The organism is Lacinutrix sp. (assembly GCF_037625555.1).
GTDB lineage: Bacteria > Bacteroidota > Bacteroidia > Flavobacteriales > Flavobacteriaceae > Lacinutrix.
Map to the genome: position 1 here is coordinate 14,938 of NZ_JASJHV010000075.1, position 24,936 is coordinate 39,873.

The 24,936-nt window shown below is 32.3% G+C and carries 20 protein-coding genes; all 20 read right to left on the reverse strand.

Going from position 1 to position 24,936, the window contains the following annotated elements; translation table 11 throughout:
* Positions 1-63 precede the first annotated feature (63 nt).
* Positions 64-645 carry a cytochrome c oxidase subunit 3 gene (locus tag QNK89_RS06480; RefSeq protein WP_340170204.1) on the reverse strand — a complete coding sequence of 194 codons (582 nt, stop codon included), beginning with the start codon at positions 643-645 and terminating at the stop codon, positions 64-66.
* Between the two features lie 2 nt (positions 646-647).
* Positions 648-1,538, reverse strand: coding sequence for a heme o synthase (gene cyoE / locus QNK89_RS06485; RefSeq protein WP_340170205.1), 891 nt, complete (start codon positions 1,536-1,538; stop codon positions 648-650).
* Between the two features lie 110 nt (positions 1,539-1,648).
* Entirely contained in the window at positions 1,649-2,077 is a 429-nt protein-coding gene (locus tag QNK89_RS06490; RefSeq protein ID WP_340170206.1) for a hypothetical protein, read from the reverse strand.
* 6 nt (positions 2,078-2,083) lie between these two features.
* The gene (locus QNK89_RS06495; protein ID WP_340170207.1) at positions 2,084-2,338 is read right to left on the reverse strand and encodes a hypothetical protein; all 255 of its coding nucleotides are present in this window, start codon (positions 2,336-2,338) and stop codon (positions 2,084-2,086) included.
* A gap of 633 nt (positions 2,339-2,971) precedes the next feature.
* Positions 2,972-3,712 (reverse strand): hypothetical protein, encoded by a 741-nt coding sequence (locus QNK89_RS06500; RefSeq protein WP_340170208.1) that lies wholly within the window; start codon positions 3,710-3,712, stop codon positions 2,972-2,974.
* A 126-nt stretch (positions 3,713-3,838) separates the two neighbouring features.
* Positions 3,839-4,636: an energy transducer TonB gene (locus tag QNK89_RS06505; protein ID WP_340170209.1), complete on the reverse strand. Its 798-nt coding sequence runs from the start codon at positions 4,634-4,636 to the stop codon at positions 3,839-3,841.
* A 120-nt stretch (positions 4,637-4,756) separates the two neighbouring features.
* Entirely contained in the window at positions 4,757-5,479 is a 723-nt protein-coding gene (locus QNK89_RS06510) for an energy transducer TonB (protein ID WP_340170210.1), read from the reverse strand.
* A gap of 43 nt (positions 5,480-5,522) precedes the next feature.
* On the reverse strand, positions 5,523-5,915 hold the full coding sequence (locus QNK89_RS06515; RefSeq protein WP_340170211.1) for a VanZ family protein: 393 nt from the start codon (positions 5,913-5,915) through the stop codon (positions 5,523-5,525).
* Positions 5,908-6,288 carry a glycine cleavage system protein GcvH gene (gcvH, locus tag QNK89_RS06520; protein ID WP_340170212.1) on the reverse strand — a complete coding sequence of 127 codons (381 nt, stop codon included), beginning with the start codon at positions 6,286-6,288 and terminating at the stop codon, positions 5,908-5,910. Before gcvH ends, QNK89_RS06515 begins: the two co-directional genes overlap by 8 nt.
* Positions 6,289-6,352: 64 nt before the next feature.
* Positions 6,353-13,657: a cell surface protein SprA gene (gene sprA / locus QNK89_RS06525; RefSeq protein WP_340170213.1), complete on the reverse strand. Its 7,305-nt coding sequence runs from the start codon at positions 13,655-13,657 to the stop codon at positions 6,353-6,355.
* 6 nt (positions 13,658-13,663) lie between these two features.
* The gene (gene ruvA / locus QNK89_RS06530) at positions 13,664-14,245 is read right to left on the reverse strand and encodes a Holliday junction branch migration protein RuvA (protein WP_340170214.1); all 582 of its coding nucleotides are present in this window, start codon (positions 14,243-14,245) and stop codon (positions 13,664-13,666) included.
* A gap of 51 nt (positions 14,246-14,296) precedes the next feature.
* Positions 14,297-16,594, reverse strand: a complete 2,298-nt coding sequence (locus QNK89_RS06535) for an NADP-dependent malic enzyme (protein WP_340170215.1) — start codon at positions 16,592-16,594, stop codon at positions 14,297-14,299.
* A gap of 48 nt (positions 16,595-16,642) precedes the next feature.
* Positions 16,643-17,572, reverse strand: a complete 930-nt coding sequence (gene queG / locus QNK89_RS06540; protein WP_340170216.1) for a tRNA epoxyqueuosine(34) reductase QueG — start codon at positions 17,570-17,572, stop codon at positions 16,643-16,645.
* Complete coding sequence (ruvB, locus tag QNK89_RS06545; protein WP_340170217.1) at positions 17,572-18,594, reverse strand: Holliday junction branch migration DNA helicase RuvB; 1,023 nt, start codon at positions 18,592-18,594, stop codon at positions 17,572-17,574. The genes queG and ruvB overlap by 1 nt, the downstream gene beginning before the upstream one ends.
* A 169-nt stretch (positions 18,595-18,763) precedes the next feature.
* A complete protein-coding gene (locus QNK89_RS06550) occupies positions 18,764-20,542 on the reverse strand; it encodes a cbb3-type cytochrome c oxidase subunit I (RefSeq protein WP_340170218.1) in 1,779 nt (592 codons plus the stop codon).
* 31 nt (positions 20,543-20,573) lie between these two features.
* Positions 20,574-21,647, reverse strand: a complete 1,074-nt coding sequence (locus QNK89_RS06555) for a cytochrome c oxidase subunit II (RefSeq protein WP_340170219.1) — start codon at positions 21,645-21,647, stop codon at positions 20,574-20,576.
* 31 nt (positions 21,648-21,678) lie between these two features.
* Positions 21,679-23,064 (reverse strand): quinol:cytochrome C oxidoreductase, encoded by a 1,386-nt coding sequence (locus tag QNK89_RS06560; RefSeq protein WP_340170220.1) that lies wholly within the window; start codon positions 23,062-23,064, stop codon positions 21,679-21,681.
* Between the two features lie 21 nt (positions 23,065-23,085).
* The gene (locus QNK89_RS06565) at positions 23,086-23,637 is read right to left on the reverse strand and encodes a cytochrome c (protein WP_340170221.1); all 552 of its coding nucleotides are present in this window, start codon (positions 23,635-23,637) and stop codon (positions 23,086-23,088) included.
* A 9-nt stretch (positions 23,638-23,646) separates the two neighbouring features.
* Positions 23,647-24,177 (reverse strand): DUF3341 domain-containing protein, encoded by a 531-nt coding sequence (locus QNK89_RS06570; protein ID WP_340170222.1) that lies wholly within the window; start codon positions 24,175-24,177, stop codon positions 23,647-23,649.
* Between the two features lie 3 nt (positions 24,178-24,180).
* Positions 24,181-24,936: NrfD/PsrC family molybdoenzyme membrane anchor subunit (nrfD, locus tag QNK89_RS06575; protein WP_340170223.1), on the reverse strand; the 756-nt coding region annotated here is incomplete at its 5' end.

The window sequence follows — 24,936 nt, forward strand, 5'->3', positions numbered from 1 at the left end:
TGTAATTTTTGAGCCTTGTTTTATCTGATTAGTAAATTCTGTTTATTGATAACTTGTGTATTTCTAACCTATAAAATACATTAATAAATACAAGAATAGCCAAAGTATATCAATAAAATGCCAGAATGTTCCTGCAAGTTCCATACCTAGCATATTGTCTGGTGTATACTTTTGTTTAAAATGATTATAAATTACAACCAACAAACAAATTAAACCTACAGCTACGTGTAACAGGTGGAAAAAAGCAATTAAAAATATAAATGACGCTTTAGGATCACTAGTTTCTCCTGTAAAATAATATCCAGAGTCTATTAAAGCATTAAAGCCTTGAAACTGTAGAAATATAAATACTACTCCTAATAAAAAACTTATAAGCAAAAAAACAGTAGTGCTTTCTCTATTTCCGCTTTTTAATGCAAGTTGCGCCAAGATATATGTTATACTACTTGCAAGTATTACAAAAACACTTATTAAAAACACCTGAGGCAACTCTAACTCTTTGGACCAATCTGGTCGTGTACGGCTAATTATAACTGCACTAGTTAATCCTGCAAAAGACATAAACAACGCAATAAGCCCAAACCATAGCATCATCTTTTTTGCGCGTTCGTTCTTTTCTTTTAAGGTTCCTTGGGTTAAATCCATAATTATCTAATAAATTTATCTAATACGTAAATAATTTGTATTAATGTGATGTAAGATACACTTGCCAACATTAATTGCTTGGCTGCTTTTTCTGTCATTTTTTTAAATAACTGTATCGCATAGTATAGCATAAAAAGTCCTAAACCTAAAACAATTGTAGCTGCTACATAAGACAATTGTAATTTTCCTGTAACACCCAACACTGGCACTATAGATACTATAATAGTCCAGACGGTGTACATAATTGTTTGTACTGCTGTACCTTTATCTTGCTTTCCTGTTGGCAACATAAAGAAGCCTCCTTTTTTATAATCGTGATATAAAAACCAGCCAATAGCCCAAAAATGTGGGAATTGCCAGAAAAACTGCAAAGCGAATAACGTTCCAGGTTCTATTCCAAAATCGTCTATTGCTGCTACCCAACCCAACATAAATGGTATGGCACCAGGAATTGCACCAACAAATACAGCTAATGGTGTTTTTGTTTTAAGTGGTGTATAAGCACAAGTGTATAAAAAGATAGAAATCGCTCCAAACATTGCGGTTTGCGGATTTATATAATAAAGAATACCAGTACCTAATATTGTGAAAGTGGTTGCTATAATAAAAGCTGTACGCACTGTCATGCGACTTGCTGGAATTGGACGGTTTTTAGTCCTGTCCATTAAAGCATCTAAATCTTTTTCAATTATTTGATTGTAAGCGTTTGAGGCTCCTACCATAAAATAGCCACCTAAAGCTAGAAGTAAAAGTATAGTAAAATCAACAGTTTCTACACCAAGTAAATATCCTGCTATTGAAGAAAACACCACACTTAATGCTAAGCGCATTTTCGTGATTTCTTTAAAATCTGAAATTAATGAAGGTTTTACTATTGTAGTTGTTGTACTCAATGTATTTCTTTGCTTTTAAGGCTTTTAAAAGTACTTAAAAATTTATGCAAAGATACGTTGTAAAGTCTATTCTACAAATCAAAATACCAATTAAATAAGTCTGTTCGTAATCAAAAATTAAACCACACTGTACTATTATTTAAAACAGTAGTCGTTTCTGCTTCAGGATTAAAATTTCGATAACTAATATTTGCAAAGACTTTTAAATTAGACGCAGGATTTATTAAATAACCAGCTTGAACACTAGCATTAATGGTATTTGTTTTTATTCCTTGCCCAATTTTAACACCAGAATCGAATGGTCTATCAACCTCATCTCTATATATATTGCCACCATAATTAAAATTATCTATACCGTTGTTAACATCGAAACCTCGAATACCTGCAATAAATTTTGCTTCTCCAAACAACCTACATTTTCTGTAACATCCTATTAATACTAACTCACTAAAATTTGCTCCCCAAAGATGTGCCATTGGTTGGTTATTGTGTGCATAATTTAAAACAACTGTATTATGCGAATAAGTGTAAGGTCTCACTGCATTTTATTCGGCTTGCAACATAAAGTCTTTTACTTTAAAGGCATTATAGTACTTAGCACCAAGTTGCAATCCAAATTTATTTTTCCAACTGCCTTCACCTCCTTTAACATCGTTTAAAGAAAACTCGTCTAAAATAAACTGCGAATATATATTAAAATTATCGTTGATTTTATATTTTTCTGAAGCTCCAACAATAGCATTACCAGAATCTTGACCTGTTTCAAATTCTATAGCGCGATAGAAAATAATTGGATTCAACTAATTTATATCGAAACCTCTAATATTTGTGTTTGCCCAAATAACAGACTCGAAGATTCGTAGATTTAAGCGTTTGTTTACATTCCAACTTAAATAATGATTAGCTATATATTTGGTTAAATAAGCACCATCGTCTACAACTTCTGGTCTAACATCCTTCAGCTAAGTATATGTATTTGTGTATTTAATTTTCCAAAACTTAGTGTTCAATTTTAAATAAGGATGAGGGCTTACCACATCACTTTGTAACAAAGAACGGTATCCATCACCAATAAAATTTTTACCATGACCAAATTGTACATTTATAAATTTTGAGGGTGTGTAAGACAAATAAGCTTCTGCAACTGGATAATCGAATGCATCTTCTTTAAAACGCTTGGCAATACCACGTCCAGGAATTATTGCTGGACTATCTGACGCGCTAATACTCTCTGCATATTGATTAAAATACTGGGCAAAACAGCCTTGGTTTTCGTAAACGGAAGCAGAGAAGCTAAATTTATCACCTAGACCTCCTTGAACAAAAACACCTCTTGTATTATTAAAGGTATTACTAAAGTCTGCGTCTGTATCTTTACCTGATTGTAAATCGAATATAGGATCTATAGTAAACCAATAATCTTCGCCTTGTAATTATACCAAATGTTCGTTCCATAGTTTCTTACCAGACCATGTTTGTGTTTCTTTTTTTAAGGCTTCATTTTCTCCTTCAAAATCATAATATGCTGAAACATCTTCATAAACAAATGGCTTTGATGCTGTATGACTATTAGTTCCTATTAAATTAGTGGCACGATCGAATCTAGAATAATTCTCGTGAGAAAACGGTATGTTTAATTGACTTGTGTATTCCTTGTTACTGTATGGCTTATATGCCAAATTCACTTTTTCTAATTCGGTTTTGGCTGCTTTCTCTAAGACGTTTAACTGATGTTCTTCTTTAGCTTTAATTGCTAAGTCTTGAGGAGAAACAGTTTGGTCTTCTAAAGGGATTTTTAAGGCTATAGAATATTGCTTATATGTTGGCTTACCATTATATGTTGCTGGATCAATTTTTGGAAATTGATTAATAACTCTTGTCGCTTCTGCCTTTAGTTCTGGATAAACAGCATCTATATAAATCGTTCTGAATGCACCATCTTTATCAACTTTAAATAAAATAACAATTTCTCCTTTATAGTTAGACACAGTCATTTTCTCTGGAACCTTATAGTTCTCAAAAAGTAAATTAAACACTTTTGTATCGAAACATTTTTGCAAATTAGCAAATGCTTCTTCTTTACACAAATCAAAAATTGGTGGCTTTTCTATATTTTCTTGCGCGAAAGCAAAAGATTGAAAACAAATTATTAAAATGAAAGCATAATACTTCATAGAGTAATTTACATTTAATTTCCACGAAAGATAATATTTTTTCTCTTCAAGCTATAAGTTTAAAAAAATAAAACCATTACTACCAATTGGTAGTAACGGTTATAAATTAACTATGGAGCATTGCTTTTACAGTATATTAAATTGTACTGGAAGCATATACGATACTTCTACTGGCTTATTATTATTTTTACCAGGTTTCATTTTAGGTATTTTTCTTATAACACGATTGGCTTCTTTTTCTAAATCTTTATGATTGGCTTTAGTTCCTATTATTACAACTTCACCTAATTTATTTATTTTAAACGATACATAAATTTTTTGTTTACCAGATAAACCTAAGCCAGAAGCAACGTCTATATCAAATTTTCTTTGTACCAATTTAGTTAATTTATCTGCAAGACATTTACGTCTTCCATCGTTATTAGTTTCTGCTTCACATCCTGGAAAAATTGGAACTTTTTGTACCGTTAAAATATTTTCTACAATTTCTGGATCTGGTATATTTAAACTAGGATCATCTGTAGAAATAATAACCTTTTTATCGTCTGGTACTAGCTCTGTAATAATAGTATCTATAGGTTCTGCAGTTTTAGTATTGTTATCTACAATTTTAATTTCTGGATCTTTGATTACTCTCTTTTTTAATTTCTGCTTTTCTTTAGGCTTTACGTCTTTAATAATTTCAAAATCTGGCATAACATAAACATAATCTTCTTTTACTTCTTGCTTAGGTGGCTCATAGTTATTGCCATTTGCAGTAAAAGACATTTCAAGAGCTCCATAACTGGCCAATAAGCATAAAATTAAGCCTACTTGAAAGTAGAGCGTTGAGTTTTTTTGTAAATTTGCATCGTGCTTTTGTGATTTTTGCACGTTTTTCTCGTTTTGACGAACGAGATCGTGACTTTTCTTTGAGTTGTTCATAATAATTAAAGTTTACATGTTAATATTATGAGAAAAAAACAATAAGCATACCAAAACCAAAAAACCCGATACAAATTTGTATCGGGTTTTTAATTTATGCACTTAAAAATTAATTAATTCTTATTGTACATTAAAAGTAATTGGTAAATCGAAAGTTACTTTTACAGGCTTCCCTCTTTGTTTACCAGGTTTCATTCTTGGTATTAAACCTACAACTCGTCTTGCTTCTTTTTCCAATTCTGGATGAGGACCACGAGTTTTAACATTAACAATGTTTCCTGCTTTGTCAATTGTAAAACGAGCATATATTTTTTGCTTTCCTTCTAGGCCTAATTCTTGCCCAAGATCTAAATCGAATTTTCTAGCAACAAGCTTCTTTATTTTAGCAGACATGCATTTTCTCTTGTCATCGTTGTTACCTTTCTCACAACCTGGAAAAATAGGGACACTTTCAATAACCATGAAATTAACTTCTACATCTTCTTCAATTTCTTCCACTTCAATATCTTCAACCTCAGCAATAACCTCATCTTGTGTTGTTTCTGTAGTTTCCATAACAGTTTCCACAATCTCTTCTTCATCTTCAACAACATCAATTACTTCTGGAGTTGGTGGTGGTGGTGGTGGTGGTGGTGGTGGTGGTGGTGGTACTTGATTTGTAATTGGAATTTCTTCATCCAATTCATCATCAACATTTATAGCTCTATTATCTACAACACGCTCATCGTATGTTTTGTAATTGATAGCTGTATATGTTAGACCTAACATTAACAATATACCAACAGCAAAGTAAAGGCCGCTATTTCTACCTACATTCGCTTTGGGATTTTTCTTTGTTTCCATAAATTTAAATTGTTTATGCTTCGCTAAAATAACTATTTCTTTATCAAAAAAGCAAAGTATTATTACTTTTTAACATGCGTTTTTTTATACTTAACAAAAGTAATAGCGCAAATACTATTCCTAAAGCATTTGCTAACACATCATTATACTCACTTTGTCTACTCACAGTGACCCATTCTTGAAGGAGTTCTATTAATACTCCATAAGCTAAAGAAAAAAGGGCTGCATAACCTAAAGCCTTATTGTATTTTAAGTTGAATTTAAAGTAAAAAACTACAAACCATAAAACAACAAAAATTAAATGCGCAATTGCATGACCTGCTTTATCGTTAAAAGAAGGTATCTTTTCTACAACATCATTTATCTTAAATAAACTTAATGCGGATAATGTTAAAGTATAAAAAATACTTATTAAAAAAGTAAATTTTTTAAGCACTAATAAGCACTTTGTAGTCTTCGGCAGACAATAACCCATCTAAGTCTGCAGTGTCGTTAATTTTAACTTTTACCATCCAGCCTTCTCCATAGGGATCTGAATTTACTTTTTCTGGCTCGTCTTCTAGAGACTCGTTAAACTCTATAATTTCTCCTGCCATAGGTAAAAATAAGTCTGAAACTGTTTTTACAGCTTCAACTGTACCAAACACTTCTTCAGCTTCTAAAGTCTCATCAAGTGTTTCTACTTCTACATATACAATATCGCCTAATTCGCTTTGAGCGAAATCTGTAATACCTATAGTAATAATATTGTTCTCTACTTTAACCCACTCGTGATCTTTAGTATATTTTAATTCTGATGGAATATTCATTGTCTTAATTTATTTATTTCTGCAAATGTATTTAAATGCTTTGGTTTATCAAATAGTATTTTTTTTAGTTACCAAAATTATATCTTAAAGTAAATCCAGAGCGTATAGTTGTTTGTGGAAAAGCAGTTGATATAGCATATTCTGAAAACGTATAATCGAAGTAGAAAATACCAGTTAAGTTTTTACTAAATGAATAGTTGGCATTATACTTTAAACCATAAATAGTTTGCCCATTAGTGATTTGGTTGTTTTCTAAATCTAGATATCTAATAATAGTTTTATTATCTCTTATAGAAAGATTTGCTTCCATTATTAAATCACTCACAATCGATTTTTTAGGTCCAGCCAGTTTAGATTTTATACGTACATCTTTAAATCTATAACCCAAACCTAAAGTAAATTCGTTTCCTTGAATTTCTGTCATTAAATTATTATCGAAGCTTAAAGATAATAATCTGTCTTTTCTTACTTCAGCAAGAATCTTCACAGAATTTTTCATCTCCATATCTATTCTAATTAAAGGGCTAAATAGCTCTGTCAAGTTAACATTACTATATAACTCTTCATTTTTAAAATTTCCTGCTTGATCGATATCATCTGATGGCTGCGACGCATATGGCTCGCTATAATCTATGCCATTAAAATCTAAATTAGTTCTAAATTGATTTATAGTATAACTTGAGCGGTAACCGTGTGATAATGAAAAACGTTTAAAGCGTTTTTTAAACCATTTAAAATTCATTAAACCCGTATACTTTAAATCCCAATTAGGAATAGGTATGTTTCTAAATGCTCCAAGTTTAGCTTTACTTGCGTCTTGTCCTGTGTATGCGCTTAAAAATGATGGTAATAAAACTGCTTGGCTAGTTTTACCAAAACCTAAAGGGTAACCTTCTGCATCTACATCACTTACATTTGCTCCTTTTTCCGCAGCTAATCTTCTTGCTATTGTTAATCTGTTTTCTCTAAATGCATCAAAAGCTTCAGAGCTTATTTCATCGCTTTTACCAAATGCTGTTGGCAGTGTAAATGTTGATATATTAAAGTTTCCAAATACGTTTGGAGTTAAAGAACGGTATTCATTATTTTCTATTCTGTAATTTTCGGTATAATTTTCAGCATAGGTTCTTGAGCCAACTAAATCTATTTTTAAGTCGTTAAATGGTTCTAAATTAGCTGATATATCTAACTGCTCTGTATGGTTTTTAGTGTATTGTTGATTAAAATCTGGAAATACCGTTAACCATCGATTTCTTGCTGCTAAATCTCTAATATCACTTTGGCTTCCTAATGTATAACCAAATGTTGGTTTAGAAGCACTTATAAAACCAGGTGTGTCAAGAAAACCAGGAAGAAAAGTACCATTGTTTTCAGAATAATTTACTTGAACACGTTTAACTGAAGTTAGAATACCTATTCCTAAATTAGCTATATCTGTACCTAAACCACTTTTCCTTTTTACTTGTGGTTTGTTTGAGTTTTTTATGTCCTCTGTTTTAAGCCCTCCTTTTGAAAGAGATGCTTTAGGTATTCTCTTTACTTTACTGTTTTTATTAGCAACTCGTTTCTTTTTTATACCTAGGAATTTATAAAACTTACGCATATCTAAAGAAGAATTAATATTATGCGTATTTCCATTTGAAATAGAGTTACCTAAATCGTAAGTTAAGCCATCATCTGCAACAAGGTCTCCAAATAAATCTGAGCCTTTCTGCCATTGATATAAACCTTGATATGCATAAGTTGCTTTAATAAAGTTTAATGCTGGAAATTTATTAAATGGTACTTCGTAATTTAAACCTAAAGTTTGAGATCGTCTATTAGCATCACCAATATCAAAATACCCATCCCAAACATCTAAACTAGGATCTTGTTCTCCATTTATAATATTGTCTTGAAAATAATTTCTGACAATATTATTATTTGCAACAGCAAAATTTAATGATAGAGACTCTGTTAAATTCCAATTTAGTGTAGACTGAAAATCGAAATTGTAATTTCTTCTAAACAACTCTTCAAGTCCAATATTATTACTACCTAATTCTACCTCTCTAAAACGTTGTCTATTAAACTGTCTATTTATATCTGTATTTATTGCAAAACTTGATGGTAATAAATTAAGGTTAAAATCTTTAAGAAGTTTCCAATATTTTCCAGTGAAGAGTGAATCGTTCTTTTTAAAAGGTTCAATAACCTTTGGCTCAAAATTATAGGCATAACTTACACCTGTTCGCGTTTGCTTGTCTATTGAGCGTTCTATTTCAAAATCGCGATGTTCTATTTTGTTATAAGAATGATTAAAAGTAAGATTCTCAACATCATAAAAACGAGGTTTAGATTCTCCAGTTCTTACTTTTCTAACGCCAATGAAATTAATACTTCTTCGTTTTGTATATTCTTCTGACTGTTCTCTTATCGTTTTCTTTTGTTCTGCAGTTTCGGCAGCATCAATTCTGTTTTGAAGCTTTAAATCTTTATACAGCTCATCGTATTCTGGTGTTATTAGCTCTTCTCCAATCCCATAATTAAATGGCAACTGAATTCCCCATTTTTTTGGAAACAATTGCCCAATATTAACATTAGTGACTATATCATATTGCTTTATTTCTTCTCTACTTCGTTGCTGTGGTCCTTGATCTACAGAGCCAAAACCAGCTGTACTAATTCTACCAGATGCACTTACATTTGCAAAATCTGCAAAATTAGTATCTGCACTCATTATAGCAGCCCAACCACCTTCGTTATCCATGTCTGAAAGGCGCAACTCGTTAAACCATACCTCTCCACATTGTGGATTTGTTGTTCCGTTTTTAACACCAACCATTAAGGTTCTTACAGCTCCAAAATTTGGATTTCCTTTAATAGCTATACGGTGTTTATCTCTTCCTGCAGCATCATATCCAGCAAAATCATTAGTTACTGGAACTAATTCTTCTCCAAAAATATCGTAGAATGTTGGATTTCCATTAGCTAGCGTATTATTTGCAATCCCTAAAGATTTTATTTTTTCTAAAATATCTAATGGCAAATCTATTTCGTTTGCTGTTGGCCATAGCGCTTCACTAGATGTGCCTATTGAAACTTTTAAAGGTACTTCTATTTGGTAATAATTCTCTGTTAAATCGTTACCCATTCTAATAAAACCTACCAATTCATCATCTTGTAAACCTGGTACATCACCATCTTCTGCATGCATAAACATTCTAATACGTTTGTATTGTCTCATATCTACACTAATATTCTTAAATACTGCTCTAGAATCTTTTTGTTGTAAATCGCAAACATTAACAACTAAAGACTGCTCATTCTGGTCTATTATAGAATTGTTATTATTTAGCCTTTCTGGTACAACTCCTGGAGGAGACTCGTAACTGCCATCATTTTCTTGGGTACTAACAACTCCAACTGTAAATTCTGTGTCATTGAAATCTGCAGGTGTTGGACCTCCATCTAATGCTAATTGATAACGTCTCCAATCGCTACGTACTAGATCTAAAGTACCGAAACGGAATGTTGTTTGTTCAGAAAAATCATTAAGAAACATACGTGCAAAACGAATAGATCTTAGGTCTGTAATACCATTTCTAGCTACTACATGTTCTCCTTGTACTGGTATTCTAAATTGATACCAACGCACTTGTTCTGTATCTCCATTTGGTAGTACTCTAGGGCGTACTTTTACATCTCTAATAAAATCTCCAATTGGATTTCCAGGAAGTATTTCTCCTAAATTGTTAAGAGGTAAATTTTGTCTTGTAACTTCCAATTCATATTCAAAATAACTATCGATAGTGTTCATCGTGTTATCTCTATTTATATCTTCTACATCTGGCTGTGTTGTTGAGCCTCTGTTAGTATCACTAAAAGCATCTGGCGAGTTGCCTTGCACGTTATTGTAACGTTTATAACGCTCTAATACATTTCCTTCTGCGGCAAGATAATACTGATAATTATCTGCTGATGGATCTGGTAATGCTGCAATTGAAGCAGGAATAGGTTGTGGACTTCCTGGATTAATTGTAGGATCTGTAATGTTTATTTCTTCTAAATCGTCATATCCATCATAACCAACATCTTGATTAGTACGCTCCTCTCCTACAGAATCGAAAGCATAAATTAAGGCCTGATTTTGTGGTATTGCCCATGGTGTGACATCGTTCTGTAATAAAGAAACATTACCATCTTTTGGTAAACCATTCTCATATTGTTTTTTACCATCTTTTAAAACGTCTTCAGAAATACTTCCTAAATTGAAAACTAACTTTCCACCAGGATTTGTTGGATTATCTTGAAATGGATCTTGCATCCAAAACTCAATATACTCTACATTAGCTTGTTCAAAATCTGTTGATGTTATTTGTCTTGTAATCCCTGCCCATCCATTATTTGCGTTTACAAGTGAAGAACCGTCTGCAGATAAATTAGTATCACTAAAATTATAAGGCCCTCTTTCTGATGGGTAGTATGTTAAGTCTAATGTGTTTAATACAGCTGTTTGTCCTTGTGCAATGTCTTGCTCTGGAAATAATTCGTTTACAAAAACACGAGACGTATAAATATTTGAAATATCATCATCGTCTATTCCGTTTGGACGCTGACCACTATAAAAAATCGGGTCGATAGTATACCAGTTTAATAATGCTCTATCATAACCACTTCTTAGTCCAGTAAAAGCATCGAAAGCAGTAGTGTTATTTAATGCTAATGGTCTACTTGACAAAAACCAAGATTGAGCAGATTTTAAATCGATGCCGTTTTGGCTACCTTCAAAATCATCTATATATGCTGTTGCTTCACCATTAAAATCAGTTCCTTTAGGTGCTCCAGGTAATAAATAAGCAAATTCACCACGTACTGATAAATTTGATGGTGCATCTGTATCTACGTTTGGCAATTTGTTTGCTAGTCTTGTAAAAAACGGTACTTCTGTAGAGTAATTACCATTAAAACCTAAAATAGTATTATTTATTGGCTCGTTATTATAATTTGCTTTTTGAGTAATTGGTCTTTCATTTAAATTAATGTAAGTTGCTCCAAGCAAAAAATTCTCATTAAACTGGTGCTCTATATTTAATCCAGTATATCTCTTAGTTTGTTGCCCAAATACTGAGTTATTTTCTGTTGTAACATTAATAGGTGTATTTGATGCTTTTAAAGCTTCATCAACAATAAAAACACGTCCTAATTGGTAATTTACGGTGTAATCTTGTCCTTCTATTAGCACACGTCCTCCTGCTGTTACTTTTACAGAGCCTCTAGGCACATTAAATCCACCAATTGGAATACCATTACCTCCGGAAGATTTATAACGTCCTTTTATTTGAAACTTATTTTTTTGAGCTTCGTCTAAAGCAGCAGTTTTTGTGTTCTTATATAATATGTCATAAACATATTTTTCTTGATTGGCATTTGTGTATGTATCTAATTCGTAATCTGATGCATTGTTTCCTGTATTATCATCATTATCTAAAATATCGAATAAGTAACGCCCAAAAGGTTCTGCTTTAGTAAATACAATTTTTCCATTTTCAGGTAACACCGTAATACCATTTTCAAAATCGAAAAAACCATCTCCATTAGCTTGAGGATCACCATTGAAGTTTAATCTATCTAAATTAAACAAACGTAATAAAGTGGTTTGCTCAATTGGTTCACCTTCAAAATCAACTCCAAAAGGAGAACCTTCAACTGCACTAATATAATTTAAGGCTGCAGATTCGTTATAAAAAATATTTAATTTAAAATCTTCTTGACTTAATTGATATGCTCCAGTATCGTATATATTCTTCATCATTAAATCCCAAATTGGTTGAGAAACAGATGTTATACTACTTTTTAATAGTTTAAGAATTAAGTTATTATTGTTGACATTAGTAACATCTCCTGTTCCATTGGTTTCTACTGCAGTTGCATCTATTCCATCATTAGCAAATTCACCAACTTGAAAAACTTGTCCTCCTACAGTATATTGAAATGCAACAGCTAAAACTTCATCATTATTTAAACGTTGGTTTAATGAAATATAACCTAATTGTGTGTTTAATGAATATTCTTGACCTTCTTGTAATTTTCTTGTGTTTTCTAACTTTGCATAATCAAAGCCTTCATTAAATCCTGGGACTAAAATTCCAGCCTGAACTGTTGCTACATCTCTAACAGCTTCTGTAAGTTGAGAGCCTGCTCCTCCAATATTTGTTGGATCTAAGCGATTATTTCCATTATCAGGAAAAGCACCTGGTCCTGCTGTAACTACAACTCCTGCATTTCCAATAACACTAGACTCTCCAATATCTTGTAAGGCAACAATATTTCTTACATTTTCTGTCCTATTACTTCTATTTGTTACCCACACCTCTGCTCTTATAATTTGAACATTGGTATTTATAAATGGATAATTAGCTAGGGTTTTATCATAGTTTTCTCTAAAGTATTGCGCTAAGAAGAAGTGTCTATTTTCATCATAATCACGTATAAAGAAATCGAATTCGTCTAATGTTCCTCCACCTTGGGCCACTACTGAGCGTGTATCGGATTTTTGTTCAGAAAATACTGCTGTAACAGTGGTTTTACCAAACTGCAGTATTGTTTTTACACCAAATAAAGTTTGTGCTCCAGAAATTAGAGAACTATTTAATGGCATGTTTACATTACCAACTTCAATTTTTTGAAGAATAGAGTCTTCACCTCCTCCTAAGGTTGGGTCGTACTCTAATTTTACTATTTGCTGGAAATCGAAACTTGCTTCTGTATCGTAATTAGCAGTCACTTGGAGTCTTTTACCTACCTTACCTAACAAACTTAAACTAATTCTTTGATCGAAATCAAAAGTAAAATTACTTCTGTTTTGTGGAGAAAAAGACGGGTTGTCTTGTTTTGTATACAAAACACCTAAATCCATTTCTAGGTTTCCTTGTGGAACGACTTCTATAGTGTTACCTCCAAAAATGGTTTCAAAAAGCCCAGAGTCTATTGTGAATTCTGGTAATAAATTTCGTTTATCTTCTTCCGAGGCATCTTTTTTTACATCTATGGCATTAATTTTATCTTGATAATACTCTTTCAAATTCTCTTTAAACACCAAATCTTGATATTCTTTTGGTGTTAAAATAATAGGATAATTAATATTAAAGTTACCTATAGTTTCTGAATAAACATATCGATCTGTAAGTGGATCGTAAGTATATTTTGATGTTATACTGTTTGGGTTTGGCATTATTATATTACCCAAACTAAACCCTGTTTTAGTAGTATCAACATCGATTGTTGGATCTGGATCTTGAGCAAAAGCACTAAAAGATAGCAAAAATGCTAATAAAAATAATGCAGTATGTTTAATCGATTTATAAAAATATAGGTTAGTTGTATTCAAAATTTACTATAATTTTTTTAAAGCTTGTTTAATTATGGCTTCAACCCTAGCCTCTGGTTCGGCTATTACTATTTTATCTACCACACGTTCTGCTTGCTTTTTAGCAAAACCAAGTACTTCTAAAGCAGATAACGCTTCATCTTTGTTGGTATTGCTTCTATTGACAGAAACTTCGTCAATATCGTAAATTTTAATGATTTTATCCTTTAAATCAATAATTACACGTTGTGCTGTTTTAGCTCCTATACCTTTTACAGATTGAATAAGCGCAACATCTTCTGTTGCAATACCTTCTCGTATTTGTTTTGGCGTCAAGGAAGAAAGCATAGTTCTTGCTGTATTTGTACCAATTCCGCTTACGGAAATTAGCAGCCTAAAAACGTCTCTTTCGCTTTTAGTTACAAAGCCATATAAACTATGTGAATCTTCTTTTACTTGAAGATGTGTGTATAATTGAATGTTTTCTTTTGCAGAAATTTGAGAAAATGTATTTAATGAAATGTTTAGTAGATAACCAACTCCGTTGCAATCTATAACAACATCTGTTGGATTTTTTTCCAACATTTTCCCTTTAATATGTGTAATCATCGACGGTTTCTTGTTATGCTTTCAAATGTAATAAAAATATAGGACTAACAACTATTCAGTTTTTTCGCTCATTAATGCTTGTTTTCCTTTCTGTTGGGCATCTATTACAGCAATAGCTGTCATGTTAACTATTTCGTCTACACTAGCGTCTAACTGTAAAATATGTACAGGTTTACGTAATCCCATCATTATTGGACCTATAGACTCTGCTTTATTCAATTCTTTTAGCAGTTTATAAGTAATATTAGCCGATTCTAAGTTTGGGAAAATTAATGTGTTTACCTTATGTCCTGATAATTTTGAAAACGGAAAAATATCCTGTAACATTTTGCTGTTTAGAGCAAAATCGGTTTGCAACTCTCCATCTACCAATAAGTCTGGATGCCTTCTATGTAAGTAAGAAACTGCCTCTCTAACTTTGGTTGCTGTTTGATCTTTGGATGATCCAAAATTTGAAAAGCTAGTCATTGCCATTACTGGTTTTAAACCAAACATCTTAACAACACCAGAAGTCATTTGCGCAATTTTAATTAAATCTTTTGCAGAGGGATTAATATTTATAGAAGTATCACTTAAAAACATTGGTCCACGTTCTGTCATCATTACATTTGTTGTTGCAATTCTTGTAGAACCAGGTGCTAAACCTATTAATTCTAGCATTGGTTTTACAACCTTTGGATAACTACGCGAATAGCCAGTAATTAAAGCATCTGCATCTCCTTCATTAATCATCATTGCTGCAAAATAATTGCGTTCTCTCATTAATTTTTGAGCTTCTAACAATGTAACACCACGTCGTTTACGCTGTTTCCAATACACTTCAGCATACTTGTTTTTTTGTTCGCTTTGATCGTCGGTTTTAGGGTCAATAATTAAGACATCTGCATCAAACTCTATTTCTTCTTTTAGTCTTTCTATTTCTTCTTTTCTACCTAATAAAATTGGGATTGCAATACCTTCATCGTATACTATTTGGGCTGCTTTTAAAACATCTATATGGTCTGCTTCGGCATAAACTAATCGTTTTGGAGCGGTTTTGGCACGGTTATATAAAAGTCTTAATATCTTATTATCAGACCCTAAACGCTGCATTAATTCTTCTTTATATTTTTCCCAATCCTCTATTGGTTCTTTTGCAACACCACTATCCATTGCTGCTTTTGCAACTGCTGGAGGTACTTCGGATATTAATCTTGGGTCAAACGGTTTTGGTATAATATAATCTTTACCAAATGTTAATCTAGTTTCGTTATATGCAATATTAACTTGTTCTGGCACAGGCTCTTTAGCTAAATTTGCTAATGCTTTAACAGCAGCCATTTTCATAGCTTCATTTATTTTAGTAGCACGAACATCTAGTGCGCCTCTAAAAATAAAAGGAAAACCAAGAACATTATTTACTTGGTTAGGGTGATCACTACGTCCTGTTGCCATAATAATATCGTCTCTAGTTGCAATAGCAGTATCATATTCTATTTCTGGATCTGGATTTGCCATTGCAAACACTATGGGATTGTTTGCCATAGATAATAACATCTCTGGATTAACAATATTTCCTACAGATAGTCCAAGAAAAACATCTGCTCCATCCATAGCTTGAGCTAAATTATTATATTTTATATCTGATGCGAACCTTAGTTGACTTTTTAATAAATCAGTTCTGTCTTTATGTAGTACACCTTCTTTATCGAACAGTGTTATATTTTCTGGTTTAGCGCCTAATAAAACGTATAGATTAACACAAGCCATTGCTGCTGATCCAGCTCCACTAACTACAATTTTAATAGCATCGATTTGTTTTTCTGCAACTTCTAGTGCGTTAAGTAATGCTGCTGAAGATATAATGGCTGTACCATGTTGATCGTCATGCATTACTGGAATATCTAATTCTGCTTTAAGACGTCTTTCTATTTCAAAAGCTTCAGGTGCTTTTATATCTTCTAGATTAATACCTCCAAAGGTTGGTGCTATATTTTTTACAGTTGCAATAAACTCCTCAATATCTTCAGTACCAACCTCAATATCAAAGACGTTTATATCTGCAAATATTTTAAAAAGTAAACCTTTTCCTTCCATAACTGGCTTTGAAGCTTCTGGACCAATATTACCTAATCCTAGAACTGCAGTACCATTAGTTATTACTGCAACTAAATTTCCTTTCGCAGTATATTTATATACATTATTAACATCTTTTGCAATCTCTAAACAAGGTTCTGCAACACCAGGTGAATAGGCTAATGCTAAATCTCTTTGACTTGCATATTTTTTAGTTGGAACTACTTTTATTTTTCCTGGAGTTGGCTTAGCGTGATATACTAATGCCTCTCTTCTTTTGCTCTCTTTGCTCATGTTTCTTGTTATGATACGAATTACAAATGTAAGTTTTTAAGCTGAAATCTAATCTTTTAAAAACTTAATATTCCTTTGTAATCCTGAAAATTTTGTACGTTTAACAGGAGATTTTTGAAACACTTTTTTAAAGACATCTTCTGTAATTTCTTCCCAATCCTTCTTTGTCATTTCTAACAATTCTGGATGCGGATTAAATAATGGCTCTCTGTGTGGTTTAGAAAATTTGTTCCAAGGACAAACATCTTGGCATATGTCGCAACCAAACATCCAATTATCAAATTTACCTTTCATTTCATTGGGTAATTGATCTTTTAATTCAATAGTAAAATATGAAATACATTTACTGCCATCTACAACATAAGGTTCTGTAATTGCTTGTGTTGGACAAGCATCTATACATGCGGTACAATTACCACAATGATCTGTAGTTATATTGTCATATTCTAAATCTAAATCAATTATTAACTCTGCAATGAAATAAAATGACCCTACTTGTTGGGTCAGAAGGTTACTATGTTTACCTATCCATCCTAAACCAGATTTAGCTGCCCAAGCTTTATCTAAAACTGGAGCAGAGTCAACAAAGGCTCTTCCGCTTACTTCACCTATTTCATTTTGAATAAAATGCGTTAATTCTTTAAGTTTTGATTTAATTACATGGTGATAATCATTACCAAACGCATATTTAGAGAGCTTAGGAGCCTCTTTATCATTTTGTGTTTCTAGTGGGTAATAATTTAGTAATAAAGAAATAACACTTTTAGAATCTTTAACTAATTTTGTTGGATCTAAACGTTTATCGAAATGATTCTCCATGTATCTCATTTCGCCATTCATATTCTTATTTAGCCAATTTTCTAGACGTGATGCTTCTGTTTCTAAAAATTGAGCTTTACTTATTCCACAAGACAAAAAACCGAGGCGTTTAGCTTCAGCTTTAATTAGGTTTGTATATTTAGTTTTATTATTTAACATTAAAATAGACCGCCTTGTGTTGGTCCTTTAATTTTTCCTAGATGTTTATATGCTAATTCTGTAACTTCTCGACCTCTTGGTGTTCTCATAATAAAGCCTTGTTGTATTAAAAAAGGCTCGTAAACCTCTTCAATAGTTTCTGAGCTTTCACTTACTGCAGTTGCTATAGTTGATACACCTACTGGTCCACCTTTAAATTTGTCAATTATTGTTGAAAGGATTTTATTATCCATTTCATCCAAACCATAAGCATCGACATTTAAAGATTCTAAAGAAAATTTAGCTATTTTAATTTCTATACTTCCGTTACCTTTTATTTGTGCAAAATCACGAACACGACGTAATAAGGCATTTGCAATTCTTGGTGTACCTCGACTTCTACCTGCAATCTCTATTGCTGCTTCCATTGTAATTGGAACGTTTAATATTTGAGCACTTCTTTGAATAATTGTACTCAATAATTCAGTAGAATAATACTGTAACCTACTTTGAATACCAAAACGTGCACGCATTGGTGCTGTTAATAATCCAGATCGTGTAGTTGCTCCAACTAAAGTAAATGGATTTAAATTGATTTGAACCGTTCTTGCGTTGGGTCCAGACTCAATCATAATATCAATTTTATAGTCTTCCATTGCAGAGTATAAGTATTCTTCTACAATTGGGCTTAATCTATGAATTTCATCTATAAACAAAACGTCTCTATCGTCAAGATTTGTAAGTAGTCCTGCTAAATCACCTGGTTTATCTAGAACTGGTCCAGAGGTTACTTTAATCCCTACATTTAACTCATTTGCAAGTATGTTTGCTAAAGTAGTTTTTCCTAAACCTGGAGGACCAAGAAATAAAGTATGATCTAATGCTTCGTCTCTTTGGTTAGCAGCTTGAACAAAAATTTTCAAGTTTTCTAGCACTTGATCTTGACCAGAAAAGTCTTCAAAAGATAAAGGCCTTAAGGTTTTTTCTATATCGAATTCTTCAGATGAAAAATTCTCACTAGATGGGTTTAAGTTTTCGTTCATTTATATTTTCTTGTCTTTAAACTGGATTCAAGATAAATTTAAGTGATTATTAATTAGTAAAAGTTACTATAAATCTATGCAAAACAAATATAAACAAAAAGCCTCTCTATAATGGAAAGGCTTTTAAATATGTTTTTAGATTCTGTTAAATTATACTCTAGAGTATAACTTAGTGTTGTAGTTCTTCTTCTCCTTCTTTAAGAGGTACAATTTGAGATACAAAATCCTCATCATGTCCTGGTTTAGAATAGTCATAAGCCCAACGGTGTACGTGAGGTATTTCACCTGGCCAGTTACCATGAATATGCTCAACAGGAGTTGTCCATTCTAATGTATTAGATCTCCATGGATTTTGAATAGCTTTCTTTCCATAGAACATACTAGCAAACAAGTTGTATAAGAACACAATTTGAAAAACACCTCCTATTAATGCGAAAACTGTAATAATAACATTTACATCCTGTAAATCATCAAACAATGGAAAATTACTATTTGTATAATAACGACGTGGTAAACCTGCCATACCTATAAAGTGCATTGGGAAGAATACGCCATAAGCACATACGGCTGTAACCCAAAAGTGAATATATCCTAAATTCTTATTTAGCATACGTCCAAACATTTTTGGGAACCAATGATAAATACCAGCAAACATACCATAAAGTGCAGATATACCCATTACTAAATGAAAGTGAGCAACTACAAAATAAGTATCGTGAACATTAATATCTAAAGCACTATCTCCAAGTATTATACCTGTTAAACCACCTGTAATAAAAGTAGATACTAAACCGATTGAAAACAGCATAGCTGGATTCATTTGTAAGTTACCTTTCCAGAGTGTGGTTATATAATTAAAAGCTTTTACGGCTGAAGGTATAGCAATTAATAGAGTTGTAAAAGTAAATACTGAACCTAAGAATGGGTTCATCCCTGAAATAAACATATGGTGACCCCAAACAATTGTAGATAAAAATGCAATTGCTAAAATTGATACAATCATGGCACGATAACCAAAAATTGGCTTACGAGAATTTGTTGCAATAATTTCTGATGTAATACCTAATGCAGGTAATAATACAATATAAACTTCTGGGTGACCAAGAAACCAAAATAAGTGTTCAAATAAAACTGGTGAACCTCCTTGATAATGTAATACTTCTCCTTGTATAAATATATCTGATAAAAAGAATGACGTTCCAAAACTTCTATCCATTATAAGTAATAATGCTGCAGATAATAATACAGGGAAAGAAACAATACCAATAATTGCTGTTACAAAAAAAGCCCAAATTGTTAAAGGAAGTCTAGTCATAGACATTCCTTTTGTACGCAAGTTTATTACCGTTACAACGTAATTTAGAGATCCTAACAATGAAGAAGCAATAAATATAGCCATAGACACTAACCACATTGTCATACCTGCTCCAGAACCTCCTTGAGCCATTGGCAATGCACTTAATGGTGGATAAATTGTCCATCCTGCTGCTGCTGGTCCCGCTTCAACAAAGAAAGATAAAACCATGATAATACTAGATAAAAAGAATAGCCAATAAGAAACCATATTTAAGAAACCAGATGCCATATCTCTGGCTCCAATTTGCAACGGAATTAGTAAGTTACTAAATGTACCACTTAATCCTGCTGTTAAAACAAAGAATACCATTATAGTACCGTGAATTGTTACCAATGCTAAATAAATATCAGCATCCATGACACCTTCTGGTGCCCATTTACCTAATAATGCTTGAAAGATTACATTTGGCTCTTCTGGCCATGCAATTTGCATACGCATCATTAAAGACATTATTACACCAACAACTCCCATAATAGTACCTGTAATAAGGTACTGCTTAGCAATCATTTTGTGATCCTGACTAAATATATATTTAGTTACGAATGTTTCTTTATGGTGGTGATCATCGTGAGTATCTGCTTGTGCTGACATAATCTATAAATCTTTATAATCTTTTAATTAATTAATCTATTAAAGAATCTTTAAATACTTTTTGTGTTTTAATCCAAGCATTATATTCTTCTGGTGTCTCTACTATTATTTTCATCTGCATATTGTAGTGAGACTTACCACATATTTTATTACATAATAATAGATAATCGAAAACATAAGGATCTAAGGCTTGCTCTCCTTTAGCAACTAAATCTTTACTTTTATCAACTCTTATCTTATTAATATTTGCTACCTTATCTTGCATTTCTGGGGTTTCACGCATATCTTCAGTAGTTACCGTTGGAGTAAAACCAAATTGTGTAATCATACCAGGAACACAATTCATTTGTGCCCTAAAATGAGGCATATACGCAGAATGTAAAACATCTTGAGAACGCATTTTGAACAACACTGGACGTCCTACTGGTAAGTGCAACTCTGTTGTAATTACATCGTCTTGTGCATTAGGATCTGATTCGTCTACACCTAAGATGTTAGCACGATTAATATCTATTAATCTAACATTTGCTTTACCTAAAGTATTGTCTTCTCCTCCGTAGCGTGCTTTCCAGTTAAACTGTTGTGCATATAATTCTAAAATTAATGGATCATTCTCTTCGTTAACATTCATTATAGTAGTCCATGTAAATAGACCTTGTATAATCAATACTGCTAACACTATTACAGGTATAATAGTCCAGATAGCTTCTAGCTTATTATTATCTGCATAGAATAATGCTTTTTTGCCTTTTTCACCTCTATATTTAAAAGCAAAATAGTGAAGTAAAAACTGTGTTACGGTTTGAACGAAAAATATAATGATCATCGAAATAATCATTAAGTTATCTATACCAGGTCCATGCTCTGATGCAGAGTTAGACATTAAAGGTAAATCTCCCCATTTAACAAAACAGATAATAGTGATAACATAAATAAAGACTAAAAAGCCTAACATTAAGTAACCATTAATTTTATTGTCTTTGTCGTTTGCTACTTGATTATCACTTCTAGCAGTTACGCTTTGAGTTAAATCGAATATCTTGACCATTTGCCATATGGCAACTAGAATAAATACTAAAACTAAAATTGATAATAAAGCCGTCATTGTTGTCGTTCTTCTTTATTGAATTATTTTATTAATAATGGAAATGTTCACTTTCTTTAACAAATGGATTTCTTGTAGGTGTTAATGGTGCTTTTGATAGCGCTGTAAACACAATAAAGATAAATAATCCTGCAAAAAATAACATTGAACAAATTTCCGGAATACCAATATACCATTGGTCACCTACTGTAGCTGGCATAATCATATTGAAAACATCAATATAATGACCTGCTAATATTACAATACCTGCCATTACAATAAACCAAGGAATACGTTTGTAATCACTGTTCATTAATAATAATAATGGGAAGATAAAGTTCATTGCTAACATACCAAAAAACGGTAATTTATAATCTTCAATTCGAGTTATAAAGTATGTTACTTCTTCTGGAATATTTGAATACCAGATTAACATAAATTGAGAAAACCATAAATATGTCCAGAATATACTGAATGCAAACATAAATTTTGCTAAATCATGAAAATGGCTATCATTAACTTTTGGTAATAAACCCTTTCCTTTTAGATACATTGCTATAAAAGCGATTACTGTTACTGCACAAACCATCATCCCAGCAAAAACATACCATCCAAATAATGTTGAAAACCAGTGAGGATCTACACTCATAATCCAGTCCCAAGACATCATAGATTCTGTGTAAATAAAGAACACTAAAAAGGCTGCAGAAATACGGAATATCTTTTTAAAGTTTTTGTTGTCGTTAGCTTTATCTTGAGCAATTGAAAATTTTCTAGAGAAATATCTATATAAAGACCATCCTCCTATAAAAATTAAACCTCTAATTGCAAAACCCCAAATATTTAACCAACCTACTTTACCTTGAATTAATTTATCATGTGCTACAACATCCGGATCCATCCATATAAAAATATTGTAATGCCCTATTGTTCCAGATGCAATAGCTATAGCTAAAACTATAAGTGCTCCTGGTAATAAATAAGCTGTAATTCCTTCCATTACTCTAAGTAATAAAGGAGACCAACCTGCTTGTGCTGCATATTGTATAGCATAGAAAGCTAAAACTCCTAAAGAAATCATCATAAAGAAAAATGCTGCTATATAAAATGCCGACCAAGGTCTATTGTGCATAGCGTGCATTACATGATTTACATGCTTAGTGTGTTCGTCTACAACTTCATGAGAATTAGAGGATGAATGATTTTCTTCACCATTAGCTTCTTCTGTTACATGTGAGCTAACGCTGCTTTCTTCTGCATAATCTGCAGTTTCTCCATGACCATCAGATTCACCATGATGAGATTCGTTTGCTAACATATTTTCTACTTCCTCAAATGTTGCATGAGAAATATAAAAGCTATAACCAACACCTATTGCTCCAACGATCATTAAAATGATTGCAGTTAATCTTAGTCTATTTGAAATTTTGTATTCCATTATATATTCTTTAACTAAATCTTATTTTTCTAAATCAGCCTTTAATTTCATAACATATGAAACTACTTGCCAACTTTCTTCGTTATTTAACTGATTGGCGTAAGAACCCATTGCATTTTTACCATAATAAATAGTATGGTAAACGCTACCTTGTGTGATAGCCCTTCCTGCATCATCATAACTTGGAATACCAAGAATTTTCTCTCTTTGTACTAATTTACCTTTTCCATCACCTTTGGTACCGTGGCAAATTGCGCAATATATATTGTAAAGCTCTTTACCTCTGGCTTCATCTACTTGTGTAGAATCCAAAAGGCTTTTTAGATTTGCTTTAGCTTCATTATAACCTTCAGTAGTATTGTCAATATCAAAAGGTGTATAACCTCTAGGTATTGTTCCTTCTGCAGGTATTTGTGCTTCTATACCATTTGCAAATGCATCTGATTCCTGATACGTTTCGTAAGCAACTGACTCATACATATTAGGCATGAATTCGTAATTAGGTCTTGAATTCTTTTGGCAAGATGCAAAAGACACTACAGCTAATATTGTTAATTTAATAATACTCTTCATTTTGTATAATTAATGCGCGTTATCTACTACGTTAATTTCAACAGCTCCAGTTTGTGAAAGTAAATCTTGCAATTCTTTTTCATTACCGTGAACTGGAATTTCCATTAAAAAATGGTCATCTGTTGTTCTTGGATCTGGGTTTTCTGCTTTTTTAAATGGCCACATTCTACTACGTAAGTAAAATGTAATTACCATAAGGTGTGCTGCAAAGAATACTGTTAGCTCGAACATAATAGGAACGAATGCAGGCATGTTTTCTAAATAGCTAAAACTTGGTTTACCTCCAATGTTTTGAGGCCAATCATCAATCATAATGAAATTCATCATTAATGTTGCTACTGCTAGACCTACACAACCGTACATAAATGCAGCGATTGCTATTCTTGTTGGCGCTAAACCCATAGCCTTATCTAGTCCATGGACTGGAAATGGCGTATATATTTCTTCAATGTGATGTCTTTCGGCTTTTACCTTTTTAACGGCAGCCATTAACACATCGTCATCGTTATAAATAGCGTGAATTACTTTTAAAGCTTCCATATGCTACTCTTTATTATTTTTTTGTTCTTTGTTATCAACATTAGATGTTCTAGCATCTGCACCTGTACCTACTAAACTATCTCCTCTATCTCTAATGTTTTTATATTTATCTCCAGAAGACTTTAAAATAGTCTTAACCTCGGCTTGTGCTATTACTGGGAATGTTCTAGAATACAATAAGAATAATACAAAAAAGAATCCTATAGTTCCAATAAAAATTCCAATATCAACAAATGTTGGAGAAAACATTGTCCAAGAAGATGGTAAATAATCTCTATGTAAAGATGTTACAATAATTACAAAACGCTCGAACCACATACCAATATTTACTACAATTGATATTGCAAAAGAAAACATAATACTTGTACGTAATTTTTTAAACCACATAAACTGAGGAGAAAACACGTTACAAGACATCATAGCCCAATATGCCCACCAGTAAGGTCCAGTTGCTCTGTTTAAGAATGCATACTGCTCATACTCTACACCAGAATACCATGCTACAAATAACTCTGTTATGTATGCTACACCAACTATAGAACCTGTAATCATGATTACAATATTCATTAATTCAATGTGTTGAACAGTAATATAATCTTCTAAACTACACACTTTTCTCATAATTATAAGTAGTGTATTTACCATTGCGAATCCTGAGAAAATTGCACCTGCTACAAAATAAGGTGGAAAAATAGTAGTGTGCCATCCTGGTATTACAGATGTTGCGAAATCAAAAGATACAATTGTATGTACCGATAG